Source organism: Streptomyces sp. NPDC007164 (genome assembly GCF_040634135.1).
Classification (GTDB): Bacteria; Actinomycetota; Actinomycetes; order Streptomycetales; family Streptomycetaceae; genus Streptomyces; species Streptomyces sanglieri.
Map to the genome: position 1 here is coordinate 1 of NZ_JBEYFB010000031.1, position 12,896 is coordinate 12,896.

At 69.8% G+C, this 12,896-nt stretch carries 13 protein-coding genes and 1 pseudogene; 11 read left to right on the plus strand and 3 right to left on the minus strand.

Annotated features, from left to right (window positions below):
- Positions 1–235 precede the first annotated feature (235 nt).
- Positions 236–364: a hypothetical protein gene (locus tag ABZ622_RS29655; RefSeq protein ID WP_360548478.1), complete on the minus strand. Its 129-nt coding sequence runs from the start codon at positions 362–364 to the stop codon at positions 236–238.
- On the opposite strand from ABZ622_RS29655, the gene ABZ622_RS29660 reads away from it, so the two are divergent.
- The 3 genes and pseudogenes from ABZ622_RS29660 to ABZ622_RS29670 all read left to right on the plus strand — a co-directional run bounded on the left by ABZ622_RS29660 (position 345) and on the right by ABZ622_RS29670 (position 2,227).
- Positions 345–578 (plus strand): hypothetical protein, encoded by a 234-nt coding sequence (locus tag ABZ622_RS29660; protein WP_360548480.1) that lies wholly within the window; start codon positions 345–347, stop codon positions 576–578. The genes ABZ622_RS29655 and ABZ622_RS29660 overlap by 20 nt on opposite strands.
- Positions 560–680 (plus strand): annotated as a pseudogene (locus ABZ622_RS29665) (MFS transporter); the annotation flags it as partial. The gene ABZ622_RS29660 and the pseudogene ABZ622_RS29665, both read left to right, overlap by 19 nt.
- A 101-nt stretch (positions 681–781) precedes the next feature.
- Entirely contained in the window at positions 782–2,227 is a 1,446-nt protein-coding gene (locus tag ABZ622_RS29670; protein ID WP_360548320.1) for a glyceraldehyde-3-phosphate dehydrogenase, read from the plus strand.
- A gap of 145 nt (positions 2,228–2,372) precedes the next feature.
- On the opposite strand, the gene ABZ622_RS29675 is transcribed toward ABZ622_RS29670, so the two are convergent.
- Positions 2,373–2,858, minus strand: coding sequence for a carboxymuconolactone decarboxylase family protein (locus ABZ622_RS29675; protein WP_360548322.1), 486 nt, complete (start codon positions 2,856–2,858; stop codon positions 2,373–2,375).
- Positions 2,859–3,032: 174 nt separating this feature from the next.
- On the opposite strand from ABZ622_RS29675, the gene ABZ622_RS29680 reads away from it, so the two are divergent.
- From ABZ622_RS29680 to ABZ622_RS29695, 4 genes are all read left to right on the plus strand, one after another.
- Positions 3,033–3,971 carry an RNA polymerase sigma-70 factor gene (locus tag ABZ622_RS29680; protein ID WP_360548324.1) on the plus strand — a complete coding sequence of 313 codons (939 nt, stop codon included), beginning with the start codon at positions 3,033–3,035 and terminating at the stop codon, positions 3,969–3,971.
- 145 nt (positions 3,972–4,116) lie between these two features.
- The gene (locus ABZ622_RS29685) at positions 4,117–4,773 is read left to right on the plus strand and encodes a class I SAM-dependent methyltransferase (RefSeq protein WP_360548326.1); all 657 of its coding nucleotides are present in this window, start codon (positions 4,117–4,119) and stop codon (positions 4,771–4,773) included.
- 131 nt (positions 4,774–4,904) lie between these two features.
- Positions 4,905–5,504 carry a GNAT family N-acetyltransferase gene (locus ABZ622_RS29690; protein WP_360548328.1) on the plus strand — a complete coding sequence of 200 codons (600 nt, stop codon included), beginning with the start codon at positions 4,905–4,907 and terminating at the stop codon, positions 5,502–5,504.
- A gap of 95 nt (positions 5,505–5,599) precedes the next feature.
- On the plus strand, positions 5,600–7,081 hold the full coding sequence (locus ABZ622_RS29695) for an amidase family protein (protein ID WP_360548330.1): 1,482 nt from the start codon (positions 5,600–5,602) through the stop codon (positions 7,079–7,081).
- 150 nt (positions 7,082–7,231) lie between these two features.
- Here the strand turns inward: ABZ622_RS29695 and ABZ622_RS29700 are convergent, their stop codons facing one another.
- Positions 7,232–8,383 (minus strand): ROK family transcriptional regulator, encoded by a 1,152-nt coding sequence (locus ABZ622_RS29700; protein ID WP_360548332.1) that lies wholly within the window; start codon positions 8,381–8,383, stop codon positions 7,232–7,234.
- Positions 8,384–8,462: 79 nt separating this feature from the next.
- On the opposite strand from ABZ622_RS29700, the gene ABZ622_RS29705 reads away from it, so the two are divergent.
- From ABZ622_RS29705 to ABZ622_RS29720, 4 genes are all read left to right on the plus strand, one after another.
- Complete coding sequence (locus ABZ622_RS29705; RefSeq protein WP_360548334.1) at positions 8,463–9,713, plus strand: Gfo/Idh/MocA family oxidoreductase; 1,251 nt, start codon at positions 8,463–8,465, stop codon at positions 9,711–9,713.
- 69 nt (positions 9,714–9,782) lie between these two features.
- The gene (locus ABZ622_RS29710) at positions 9,783–11,045 is read left to right on the plus strand and encodes an ABC transporter substrate-binding protein (protein ID WP_360548336.1); all 1,263 of its coding nucleotides are present in this window, start codon (positions 9,783–9,785) and stop codon (positions 11,043–11,045) included.
- 4 nt (positions 11,046–11,049) lie between these two features.
- The gene (locus ABZ622_RS29715) at positions 11,050–12,009 is read left to right on the plus strand and encodes a sugar ABC transporter permease (RefSeq protein ID WP_360548338.1); all 960 of its coding nucleotides are present in this window, start codon (positions 11,050–11,052) and stop codon (positions 12,007–12,009) included.
- Complete coding sequence (locus ABZ622_RS29720; protein WP_124720240.1) at positions 12,006–12,872, plus strand: carbohydrate ABC transporter permease; 867 nt, start codon at positions 12,006–12,008, stop codon at positions 12,870–12,872. Before ABZ622_RS29715 ends, ABZ622_RS29720 begins: the two co-directional genes overlap by 4 nt.
- Positions 12,873–12,896 lie beyond the last annotated feature (24 nt).

Here is a 12,896-nt window from a genome sequence, read left to right on the forward strand (position 1 = left end):
GGCGGGCGGGGCGGGGGCCCCTGGTGGTCCGGCGGGTGTCCGTCCGGGCCGGTCGCGTTGTCCGGCGACGGGATCCATGGTTAGCGGCGGCCGGGGCGGGGGTCAATGATGTGACGTACTACCCTAATACGGAGCAATGTCCGAAATGGACCACTCTGGGCAGTTTCTGTGCTGTTCGGACGGGCCCCGCACCTACTACCCGGCCTAGGATGTGACGTGGCCCCTATGGGTGGCATCACACCCACAGCGCCACTTCGAGGGTTTCGGCGGGCGTCCGTCCGCCGGCGTCCACGTGCAGGCCGGACATCCGCCACTCCCCCGAGGCACGCACCCACACACCGGCGATGGCTCCCGGGGCACGCATCGGCGCACACCACCACGACATCCACCAGGTCGTCCACGTGGGCTCCGGCGCCCTCGCGGTCACCACCGGCGCGGGCACCTGGTTCAGCCCCGGCACCCGGGCGATCCGAGCGACCGCCGACTGCGCCCACGCCCGTCGCACCCATGGGCACCTGGCCCTGCATCTGCTCGGCCCTCCCGCCGACACCGATCCCCGATCGCCTTCGTCGGCCTGAGCACGTTCATCTCTCTACGCCCGGCAGCGCACGGGCGGCGGCTCGGCCGCGGGCACGACCGCGCTCCTCGTCCTCTATGCCGGCGTCCCGGCCGGCACCGTACGCAGAACGGCCCGACGACCCCCGTCCCCGGCGGCCCGTTTGAATGATCAAAGTAGCGTGGGGTTACCATATGAGCGCCGCCTAGCTCGAAAGATAAACCTGTGACTGTCAATGACGACTCGTTCACCAGCTGGAAGAACCGCGAGGAGATCGCGGAGTCGATGATCCCGGTCATCGGAAAACTGCACCGGGAGCGGGACGTAACGGTCCTGCTCCACAGCCGCTCCTTGGTGAACAAGTCGGTGGTCAGCATCCTGAAGACCCACCGATTCGCCCGCCAGATCGCCGGTGAGGAACTCTCGGTCACCGACACGCTGCCGTTCCTCCAGGCCCTCACCACGCTCGACCTCGGCCCTTCGCAGATCGACATCGGCATGCTCGCCGCGACCTACGCGGCCGACGGCCGCGGTCTCCCGGTCGAGGAGTTCACCGCCGAGGCCGTCGCCGGTGCCACGGGTGCCAACAAGATCGAGCGCGGCGACGGACGCGATGTCGTCCTGTACGGATTCGGCCGCATCGGCCGTCTCGTCGCCCGTCTGCTGATCGAGAAGGCCGGCTCCGGCAACGGGCTGCGGCTCCGCGCCATCGTCGTCCGTCAGGGCGGTGACCAGGACATCGTCAAGCGTGCCTCGCTGCTGCGCCGCGACTCGATCCACGGCCAGTTCCAGGGCACGATCACCGTCGACGAGGCGAAGAGCACCATCGTCGCCAACGGCAACGAGATCAAGGTGATCTACGCCAACGATCCGTCCGAGGTCGACTACACGGCGTACGGCATCAAGGACGCCATCCTCATCGACAACACCGGCAAGTGGCGCGACCGCGAGGGCCTGTCGAAGCACCTGCGCCCCGGTATCGACAAGGTCGTCCTGACCGCGCCGGGCAAGGGCGACGTCCCCAACATCGTGCACGGCGTCAACCACGACACGATCAAGCCGGACGACCAGATCCTGTCCTGCGCGTCCTGCACCACCAACGCGATCGTGCCGCCGCTGAAGGCGATGGCGGACGAGTACGGCGTCCTGCGTGGCCACGTGGAGACCGTCCACTCGTTCACCAACGACCAGAACCTGCTGGACAACTACCACAAGGCCGACCGCCGGGGCCGTTCCGCGCCGCTGAACATGGTCATCACCGAGACCGGCGCCGCGTCTGCCGTCGCCAAGGCGCTGCCCGAGCTCAAGGCGCCGATCACCGGCAGCTCGATCCGGGTTCCGGTGCCGGACGTCTCGATCGCGATCCTCAGCCTGCGGCTCGGGCGCGAGACCAACCGCGAGGAGGTTCTCGACTACCTCCGCAATGTGTCGCTGACCTCGCCGCTCAAGCGCCAGATCGACTTCACCACCGCACCCGACGCGGTGTCGAGCGACTTCATGGGCTCGCGCCACGCCTCGATCGTCGATGCGGGCGCCACCAAGGTCGACGGCGACAACGCGATCCTCTACCTCTGGTACGACAACGAGTTCGGCTACTCGTGCCAGGTCATCCGGGTCGTGCAGCACGTCTCCGGCGTGGAGTACCCGACCTACCCGGCCCCGGCGGTCTGATCCCGACGGATCACTGCCCGGTTCCAGAGGGACCGCAGTCCCGGTCGCACCGTGAAGGGCGCCCGATGAGCAGTTGCTCATCGGGCGCCCTTCACACTGCTCGGGCACACGGAGGCAGGACTCCTCCCCTGCCTCCGTCCGCCGGTCAGCCGAATGAGGCGGCGAACATTCCGGCCTCGTAGGAGCCACCTTTCTGGTGCACGATCACGGCGAGCCGGTTGGCCGCGTTGATCAGGGCGACCAGGACGACCAACGCGGCGACCTGGTCGTCGTCGTAGTGCTTGCGCACCTCGGCCCAGGTCTCGTCGGACACGCCTTCCTGGGCGTCCGCGAGCCGGGTGCCCTCTTCGGCGAGCGCCAGCGCGGCCCGTTCGGCCTCGGTGAACACGGTGGACTCGCGCCAGGCCGCGACCAGGTTGAGCCGGACCGCGGTCTCCCCGGCCGCCGCGGCCTCCTTGGTGTGCATGTCGATGCACCAGCCGCAGCCGTTGATCTGGCTGGCGCGCAGCGACACCAGCTCCTGGGTGGAATGCGGGAGCGACGACTGCTGGATCACCAGGCCGGCGTTGGCGAACCGCTTGGCGAACTTGGCGGCGATCTCGTTCTCGAACAGGTTGAATCGGGCGTCCATGGCTTCGTCCTCACTCGTGGTGTTGCACTCGACGAACACGAGACGCCGCCGCCCCACCTGTTGTGACAGGCCCCGCCGTGTGACGTGTGCCACTGCTCGCCGGTGTCACAGAACGGCGCGCACCGGCGTCTTGTGCGCGTGGCACCGTCGAGAGCGAAGAGGCAGGAGCAGCCGGTGAAGAGCGAGCACAGCGGACGCACAGTGGACACGGCCGGGCAGGTCACGGACGGCGTGCACACGGATCCCGCCACCGGGGCGTTCATCGCCCACCGCAGTCTGCTGTTCACCGTCGCCTACGAAATGCTCGGCTCGGCCGCCGACGCGGAGGACGTGCTGCAGGAGACCTGGCTGCGGTGGTCGGGCGTCGATCTCGGCGCTGTGCAGAACCAGCGCGCGTTCCTGGTCCGGATCACCACACGCCAGGCGCTGAGCCGGCTGCGTACGCTCGGCCGCCGCAAGGAGTCCTACGTCGGCTCCTGGCTGCCCGAACCACTGCTCACCGCGCCCGATGTGGCCGAGGACGTCGAGCTTGCGGACAGCGTCTCGACGGCGATGCTGCTCGTGCTGGAGACCCTCGCGCCGACCGAGCGGGCGGTGTTCGTACTGCGCGAGGTGTTCGACGTCGAGTACGACGAGATCGCCGAGGCCGTCGACAAGAGCCCGGCCGCGGTCCGCCAGATCGCCCACCGGGCAAGGGCCCACGTCTCCGCGCGACGGCCGCGTGGGGTCGTTTCCCCGGCCGAGACCCGGGACGCGCTCGATGCGTTCCGGCGGGCGACCGGGACGGGCGATCTGCAGGGCCTGCTCGACATCCTCGCGCCGGACGTCGTCCTGCTCGGCGACGGCGGCGGAGTCAAGCAGGCCGTCCTGCGCCCCGTCCTGGGGGCCGACAAGGTGGCCCGGCTGCTGGCCACCGGGCTGGGCAGGGTCCCCGATGTCTCGCTGCTGCCCGCGCAGGTCAACGCCCACCCGGCGCTGATCGTCCGGCTCGGCGGCGCAGTCGACACCGTCATGACGATGCGCATCACCGACGGCCTGGTCTCCGCGGTCTACGCCGTGCGCAACCCCGAGAAGCTGTCGCACATGGAGCGGGAGACCACCCTGCGCCGCTGATCGCGGGACGGCCCCACGGCCGTGCCGGGCGGATCAGGGTCTGCCGGCCGTCGGCGACGACGATCCCGTCGGCCGGCCATGCGTCATCGCCCACGGCTCCCCGATGGGGGTATCGCGGACGACCGGCCTCTGATGGACTCACGCCATGACTGCACTGCTGCCCCGCGTCCTTCGAGCACTTGAACAGTTCCATGCCGCCCACCCCTGGGACCACAACGCCCACTACCACCGGCAGATCCTGCGCCGGCTCCCGAGACGCTTCGGCAGCGCCCTGGACGTCGGATCCGGCAGCGGTGACCTTGCCAGGCTCCTGGCCTCGCGTGCCGGAGCGGTGCACGGCATCGACGTCGACCCCACCATTGTCGCTCGCGCGCGGGAGCTCACGGCCCCGGCGGCCCCGGTGACGTTCACCGTCGGAGACGCACTGAACGAAATGCCCCCTGGCCCCTACGACGTCATCACCTGTGTCGCCACCATCCATCACCTGCCGTTCAGCGACGCCCTCGCGCGCTTCCGACAGCACCTGGCGCCCGGCGGAACCCTGGTCGTCGTCGGTCTCTACCGCCCGCGGTCCCGGAGCGACCGTCTGATCGACGCCGTCGCCGTCCCGTCGAATATCGCCATGGCGTTGATCAAGAACAAGGGCCGCGAGTCACCGCGCCCGACATCGATGACTGCCCCGACCCGACCGGCGACCATGGCCTTCGCGGACATCGTGCGCGACGCCCGCCACGCACTGCCCGGCGTACGGCTGTGCCGGCGGCTGTTCTGGCGCTACACGCTCGTCTGGCACCAGCGCTGAGCAGTCGGCGCGCCACGGTCCGGCCATGGAGCCTGTTGAAGCCGCCTGGGGCGGCGATCCGGCGCATTCGCCCCGGAGTTGTGGCACCCACCGGACATCGCGCGTCCGAGGGCCTGTGGCACGATGCCCGGATGATCTCCAGTACGCCTGTATCCCCGGTCGTTCCCGCAGGTCGGATGGCCCAGGACGCCCAACCGGTACTCGGCCTGCCCAACGGCCTGGAGTTGCGGCCCTGGAGCCGGGACGACGCCGAAGCGCTGGTCGCCGCCGGCCGGGATCCGGCGATTCGTCAGTGGAACCTTCTTGTCGTGGAGTCGCAGCGGGACGCCCGCGAGCGGATCGAGCGCATGCACGGGCGCTGGCGGGCCGAGACCGGGGCGATCTGGGCGATCGCCCGGCCGGGCGGCGAGGCCACGGGGCTCATCGGACTGAACGGCATCGATCCGGCGGGCGGCAGCGCCGAGATCATCTACTGGCTCCTCCCGGCCGCCCGTGGCGGTGGGGCCGCGGTCGAGGCCGTGCGACGCGTCGGCCGGTGGGCCCTGGAGGACCTGGGACTGCACCGCCTGCGGCTGTGCCACTCGGTGGCCAACCCGGCCTCCTGCCGGGTGGCGCTCAAGGCCGGGTACGCCTTCGAAGGCGTCATGCGTGGCGCACTGCTGCACGCGGACGGATGGCACGACCAGCATCTGCACGCCCGCATCAGGGGTGACGCCCAGGACGCGCTGTGAGAGCGTCCGCACGTCACGCGGACCACGGCACGGGGTGAGAGGCAGAAGCACGCGCCCGGAGTCGGGCGCCGACGGCGAAAGGCATGGAGGTCTTGATGATGCGGTACACCGAGTACAGAGCCCATGACGCGGTGGGCCTGGCCGAGTTGGTCGCCCGGGGAGAGGTCTCACCCGACGAGCTGCTCGATGTCGCCATTTCCCGCGCGGAGGCCGTGGACGGCAAGCTCAACGCGATCGTGCGGCCGATGCACGAGATCGCCCGCGCCCGGGCGAGGGAGTCGCTGAGCGGGCCGTTCGCCGGAGTTCCGTTCCTGATCAAGGACCTGTCGCAGGACTACGCCGGGCTGCCGACCGGCAGTGGCAACCGGGCTCTTCGGCACCATCCCGTCGAGCGGCACAGCGAGGTGGTCGACCGCTGGCTGGGCGCCGGACTGGTGATCTTCGGCAAGACCAACACACCGGAGTTCGGCGCGAAGGGTGTTACCGAGCCGGAGGCGAACGGGCCCACCCGCAACCCCTGGGACCTCGGCCGCACGCCGGGCGGTTCGTCCGGCGGGTCGGCGGCGGCTGTGGCGGCGGGCATCGTGCCGGTGGCCGGTGCCAACGACGGCGGTGGATCGATCCGCATTCCGGCCGCGTGCTGCGGCCTGTTCGGCCTGAAGCCGGGGCGCGGACTCGTCCCGGCCGGTCCGGCCGCCGCCGAGCACCTCCACGGCGCCGCCACCGACGGTGTCGTATCGCGCAGCGTCCGCGACAGCGCGGCCATGCTGGACGTGCTGACCTCTCGTGCCGACCCGGCCGGACCGTTCCTGCACGCCCGCCCCGAGCTGCCGTACACCGAACTCGCCCGCAGGCCCCGGAAATTGCGGATCGGATTCACCACCCGCTCCCCCATCGACACCGAGGTCGACCCGCAGGCGGTCGCCGCGGTCGAGGATGCCGCGGAGCTGCTCCGCCATCTCGGCCACGACGTCGAGCCGGCCGAGCCGGAGATCGACCAGCGGCAGCTCGCCTTCGACTTCCTGGCGATGTGGACGACCCAACTCGCCCACACCGTGGACGAGATCCGCCGGGCGACCGGTGCCGGGCCGGAGGCGTTCGAACTCGACACCCATCTGCTGGCCGTCGCAGGGCGCGCCCTGAAGGCTCCCGCCTACTACGCCGCCCACGACCGATGGAACGCGTACAGCCGGCAGCTCGCCGCGTTCCACAGCCGCTACGATCTGCTCCTCACCCCGACGCTGGCCCGGCCCGCCGTCCGGATCGGCGAGCTGGACACGCCCAAGCCGGTGCGTGCGGTGGCCCGGGTCCTGATGCGACTGAGGCTGCTGGGCACCCTGGCCGGCACCAAGGCGTGGGAGAGCGCGGTGATCGCCAACCTCGCGGCGACCCCGTACACCCAGCTGGCCAACATCACCGGCCGGCCCGCGATGAGCGTCCCCACCTACCGCACCCCCGACGGCCTGCCGCTGGGCGTCCAGTTCGTGGGTCCGCTGGGCGGCGAGGGAATGCTGCTGGCCCTCGCCACCCGGATCGAGACCGAACGGCCCTGGGCACACCTCGAACCAGCGCTCTGAGCGCCGGGCCGTTGCGTGGCGGGAGTCCGAGGGACCTTTCCGCCGGTTCCTTCCACCGGGCCCGTTGCCCGCCCCCCTGAGGACACCCCGCCCCACATATGCAGAGTCTCTTGTTAAGAGCGCGGGAACGCCGTGCCCGGGGGCGGGACTTCAGGACGACGGTTCGGGCAGCATCGTGTCGACGTCGTACAGCCGGGCGTCCACGTGGTCGAGGGCGAGCCGGACCGCGCCCAGCACCACGGCCTGGTCGGAGAGGGTGGAGACCGCCAGCGCCGGGGGTTCCAGGCACAGCGGGTCGAGGTGCCGCCGCAGCGGCTCCAGCAGTACGTCACCGGAGCGGGACACCCCGCCGCCGATCACGACGAGCTCCGGGTCCAGGGCCAGGACCAGGGCGGCGATGCCCTCGGCCAGGTCGTGGGCGTACTGCTCCACGGCCCAGCGGGCGGCCGGCTCGCCGGTGCGGGCCTGGGCGAAGACGTACTCGGCGGCCTCCTGAGGCAGGATGTCCGCCGGCATCTTCGGATAGCCGGTCAGATGCGAGGTGGCCCGGTGCCAGCCCAGCAGGGGCAGGGCACCGATCTCGCCGGCCGCTCCCCCGCGGCCCCGGTGCACCCGGCCGCCGATCAGCAGACCGGCCCCGGTGCGCACCCCGGACAGCACGAAGGCCACGTCGTCGACGCCCCGGGCCTCGCCGATCCAGCCCTCCGTGAGCGCGGCGAGATTGCAGTCGTTCTCCACCAGGACCGGACAGTCGAAGTCGGCGCCCAGCTCGCCCGCGAGGTCCAGACCGTCCCATTCCGGCAGGCCGACGCAGCGCTTGACCCGGCCGTCGTGGCTGACCACGCCGGTGGTGCCGACGCAGACGGTGGCGAGCTGGGCGGAGCCGACCTGTGCCGACGCCAGCGCCTCGACGGCCGTCGCGCGCACGGCCGCCAGGCGCACGGAACGCCCGGCGTCCGCGCTCACCCGCTCGGTGCGGGACGCCACGACGGCGCCGTCGAGGTCGGCCACGGCCGCCCGGATGCTGTACGAGCCGATGTCGATGCCGAGCACGTAGTCACCGGTCGAGTGAAAACTGAACAGCCTGGCGGGCCGGCCCATGTGGCCCGGCTGCGGCGGCAGTTCCTTCAGCCATCCCGAGCCCAGCAGTTCCTCCGTCAAACTCTCCACGGTCGGGCGGGACAGACCTGTGCGTCTGGTGACCTCGGTGAGGCTGAGGGGGCCCTGGCCGCGCAGCGCGCGCAGCGTCGTGACCAGGTTGATGCGCCGCAGCCGCGAGGTGTCGCCTCCGGAAATTGTCACCGTCACTCCCTTGACAGGCTCTGTACATGAGAAATAAAAACAGGTTGCATTAGTAAGTCGCAAGTCCGAGGGGGTATTTGTGGTCACTCTCGCCATCATCGGGGCGGGTCTGCGTGGCATGAGCTATGCGCGGCGTGCTCTGGAGAGCGGCATGGCGCGTGTTGTGGCCGTGGCCGAGCCCGATCCCGAGCGCAGGCGCAGCATGGCCGCCGCGCACGACGTACCGGCCGAGAACGTCTTCGCCGACTGGCGGGATCTGCTCGCCCGGGACCGGCTGGCCGACGCGGCGGTGATCTCGACGCAGGACAGCATGCACACGGAACCCGCGGTGCGGGCGGCCGATCTCGGCTACCACCTGCTCCTGGAGAAGCCGATGGCGCAGAGCGAGGAGGAGGCCGCCGCCATCGCCGCTGCCGCCGACCGCAACGACGTCCTGCTGGCCGTCTGCCACGTCATGCGCTACACGCCCTACACGATCAGGCTCAGGGAGCTCATCGCCGAGGGCCGGATCGGCGAGGTGATGAACATCCAGCACCTGGAACAGGTCGGCTGGTGGCATCAGGCCCACTCGTTCGTACGGGGCAACTGGCGCAGCGAGGAGGGGTCGGGGCCGCTGCTGATGACCAAGGCCTGCCACGACCTCGACTGGATCACCCATGTCAAGGGCGCCCTGCCCGAGCGGGTCTCCTCGTTCGGCAATCTGGTGCACTTCCGCGCCGAGAACCGGCCCGACGGTGCGGCGGACCGCTGCGTGGAGTGCCCGGTGGAGTCCACCTGCCCGTACTCGGCCAAGCGCATCTACCTCGACTGCCTGGGTGACGCTGACAAGGAGTTCTGGCCGCTGTCCGCGGTCACGGCCGACCACACGGAGGAAGGGGTGCTCGCGGCGCTGCGCGAGGGCCCGTACGGCCGGTGCGCGTACACCTGTGACAACGATGTGGTCGACACCCAGGTCGTGACCATGGAGTTCGCCGACGGCACCTCCGCCACCTGCACGGTCACCGCGTTCGCGGCGCTGGAGCACCGCAAGACCCGGATCTTCGGCACCCGCGGCTCCATCGACGGGGACGGAGTCGTCCTGCGCGTGCACGACTTCGTGACCGACGAGGTCACCGTCATCGACACCGGTGCGAACGGCGATCCCACGGCCGCCACCGGGCACGGCGGCGGTGACGCGGCCCTGTTCGACACCTTCGTCGATGCCATCGGCAAGAACGATCCCTCCCTGGTACTCACCGACGGTGCGGAGAGCCTGGCCACGCACCGGGTCGTCTGGGCGGCCGAGCAAGCTCGCCGCACCGGCACCGTCGTATCCCTCCTGCCGCACTGACCGCCGGCCGTCGCGCCACGCCCGCGGACCCCCGCGCTCACCGGTCACCCTCACGAAAGGCACACCCCCGTGCGTAAGTTGACAGTCATGCTCACCGTCGGAGCACTCGCCCTGAGCGTAGGCGCCTGCGGCAAGAAGAACGGCTCCGCCGCCTCGGAGAAGGAACTCGTCTACACCTCCTCGTGGGGTGCCGACGAGCCGCAGGGCAAGCTCATCAGGTCGATAGCCGACGACTTCACCAAGGCGACCGGCACCAAGGTCGACCTGAAGTTCGTGGGCCGCAAGGGCACCGACACCCTCCCCACCGAGATGAACGCGGGCCAGGGCCCGGACCTGTTCGACACCTCCACCGACAGCGTCGGCGCCTTCGTCGCCCAGAACCTCGCCTCACCGCTCGACGACGTCCTGGACATGAAGGTGCCGGGCGAGGGCAAGAGGGTGCGGGACGTGCTGCCGGAATCGGTGGTGAAGGCGTCGACCGACAAGGACCATGTTCGGTTCATGGCCCACACCGTGATCTCCACCGCGGTCTGGTACGACGCGTCCAAGCACGCGGGGCTCGCCCCCAAGACGTGGAAGGAGTTCATCGCCTATCTCGACGAGGCGAAGAAGGACGGCCGCACCCCGCTGGGCCAGGACGGCACGGTCAACTTCTACAACGCGTACTGGTTCTACTCGGCCCTGGTCCGCTCCGAGGGCGCCGGCAGCCTCAGCGCGCTGGGCAAGGACCCGGCCGCCTGGGACAGGCCGGCGGTGCTCGCGGCCGCGAAGAAGGTGGAAGAGCTCGCCGACGGCGGCTACTTCCAGAAGGACTTCATGGCCACCAAGTACCCCGCCGCGCAGGACGCCTGGGCACAGGGCAAGTACGACCTGAACCTCAACGGCACCTGGCTCGCCGCCGAGACCGGCTCGAAGCTGGCCGAGGGGACCGAGGTCGCCTCGTTCCAGCTGCCGGCCGGCGGCAAGAACTCGGTGGAGGTCGGCACGCTCGGCTGGGGCGTCAACGCCAAGGGCCACAACGTCGAGGCGGCCAAGGAGTTCCTCGCCTTCGCGCTGCAGAAGAAGTACGAGGCGAAGATCTCCACCGACGCGCACAACATCCCCGCGCGCCCGGACGTCCCCGCCCCCGGCTACCTGGCGGGTGTACAGAAGGACGTCGCCGAGGCGAAGTTCACCCACCGCACCTACGACGACATGGCCGCGGACAAGAACTGGTGGAACAACGTCTTCCTGCCCCTGGACGACCAGCTGCTCTCCGGCAAGATCGACGCCGCGACCTTCGTGAGGACGGGCAAGAAGAAGGCCGCCGACTACCTCGCCAGCAAGGGCTGAGCCCATGGGGACGGCAACACTCACCCCGCCCGCGGCAGTGGCACCGCCCGCCGCGGGCAAGGCGGGCAAGGGCAAACGGGTACGGCCGGCGCGCGAGCGGGCCTTCTGGCCCTTCCTGCTCCCCGCGCTGATCGCCTACTCCGCGCTCTTCGTCCTGCCGTCGCTGTTCGGCTTCTGGGTCAGCTTCAACAAGTGGGCGGGGCCCGGCTCCCCGATGACGTGGCACGGCCTCGGCAACTACCTGGAGCTGGCCCGCAGCGAGGCCTTCCGTACCGCCTTCGTCAACACCTTCGTGCTGGCCTTCGGCGGCGGTGCCCTCGTGTTCGCCTTCACCTTCCTGTCCATGATGGTGCTGCGGCAGGTCAAGGGCCGGGCCTTCATCCGGTCCGTGATCTTCCTGCCGATGATCATCTCGGTGATCGCGGTCGGTGTGGCCATCGGCTTCCTGCTCAATCCCGACGGCGCGGTCAACACCATCCTGGGCTGGGTCGGCATCGAAGCACAGCCGTGGCTGGGCCCGGACATGGTGTTCAAGTGCATCGTCGCCGGGCTGGTGTGGTCGAGCACGGGCTTCTACGTGGCACTGATGATGTCGGCCGCCGACTCCATCCCGCCCTACCTCTATGAGGACGCCAAGCTGATCGGCGCCACGAAGTGGGAGCAGTTCCGGCACATCACACTGCCGCTGACCTGGGACGTGTTCGCGGTTTCGGCCGTGTTGTGGGTGGTCAACAGCCTGAAGGTGTTCGAGATCGTGATCGCCTTCACCACGGCCGGCACACCGGCCAGCCCGCCGATCCAGGCACGCACCGTGGCGGTGCAGCAGTACGCCTCGGTGGCCGGCGGTGGTGTGCCCGAGCTGGGTTCGGGTGCCGCCATGGGCGTCGTCATCCTGATCGTGACGACGATCCTCATCGTATTGACCCGGCGTGTCACCCGCCGCGAACGTGTGGAGCTGTCATGAGGCGCCTGTTCGGCGACATTCTGGTGCCGCGCGCGACGACCGTCGCGCTCTGGGCCTGGGTCGTCTTCAACCTCGCGCTGGTGGCCTGGGTCGGCCTCCAGTCCCTCAAGGACTCAGGGCAGGTCTGGCTCTCGCCGTTCGCACTGCCGGACACCATCGAGTGGGGCAACTACTCCGCGGCGTGGAAGGCGGCCGGCTTCTCCGCCGCCGCGCTCAACAGCACCGTTCTGACGGTGGTCGGATCGCTGCTCATCGTGGCGTTGTCGGCGCCCGCCGCGTATGTCCTGGCCCGCTCCGACCGGCGCGCCGCCGGACGGCTCACCGGGTACTTCGCGATGGGTCTGAGCATCCCGGTGCAGACGATCGTGATCCCCATCATCGTGATCAAGCTGTCCGTCTCCACGTTCATGATCGACTGGGTGACCGGCTGGTGGGACAACCGGATCACGCTCCTGGTCTTCCAGGTGGTGCTGTCGCTGCCGTTCGCCGTGTTCGTGCTGACCGGCTACATGCGCTCGCTGCCCCACGAGATCGAGGAGGCGGCCGAGCTGGACGGTGCGGGTCCGCTGCGCGCCTTCGTCCAGGTGGTGCTGCCGGTGGCCAAGCCGGGCGTGATGACGGTACTGATCCTCAATGTCATCGGCCTGTGGAACGAGACCCTGCTCGCCCTGTTGATCACCCCCACGCCTGAGGAGCGCACGCTGCCCGCGGCCCTTCTCAGCCTCTATGGCTCCATGCAGTACAGCTCCGACTGGGGCGCCCTGTTCGCCGGAATCGTGATCCTGGTCTATCCCATGATCGTGCTCTACCTCTGGCTGGGCCGCCGCATCGTCGAGGGCATGACTGCGGGGATCGGTAAGTAACGCGCATACAGAGACCGGCAATCC

Excerpts from the sequence above, each read along its gene's own strand:
- ABZ622_RS29685 (WP_360548326.1), top strand. The coding sequence starts at position 4,117 with ATGACTGCACTGCTGCCCCGCGTCCTTCGAGCACTTGAACAGTTCCAT.
- ABZ622_RS29720 (WP_124720240.1), top strand. The coding sequence starts at position 12,006 with ATGAGGCGCCTGTTCGGCGACATTCTGGTGCCGCGCGCGACGACCGTC.
- ABZ622_RS29695 (WP_360548330.1), top strand. The coding sequence starts at position 5,600 with ATGATGCGGTACACCGAGTACAGAGCCCATGACGCGGTGGGCCTGGCC.
- ABZ622_RS29660 (WP_360548480.1), top strand. The coding sequence starts at position 345 with ATGGCTCCCGGGGCACGCATCGGCGCACACCACCACGACATCCACCAG.
- ABZ622_RS29655 (WP_360548478.1), bottom strand. The coding sequence starts at position 364 with ATGCGTGCCCCGGGAGCCATCGCCGGTGTGTGGGTGCGTGCCTCGGGG.
- ABZ622_RS29675 (WP_360548322.1), bottom strand. The coding sequence starts at position 2,858 with ATGGACGCCCGATTCAACCTGTTCGAGAACGAGATCGCCGCCAAGTTC.
- ABZ622_RS29715 (WP_360548338.1), top strand. The coding sequence starts at position 11,050 with ATGGGGACGGCAACACTCACCCCGCCCGCGGCAGTGGCACCGCCCGCC.
- ABZ622_RS29690 (WP_360548328.1), top strand. The coding sequence starts at position 4,905 with ATGATCTCCAGTACGCCTGTATCCCCGGTCGTTCCCGCAGGTCGGATG.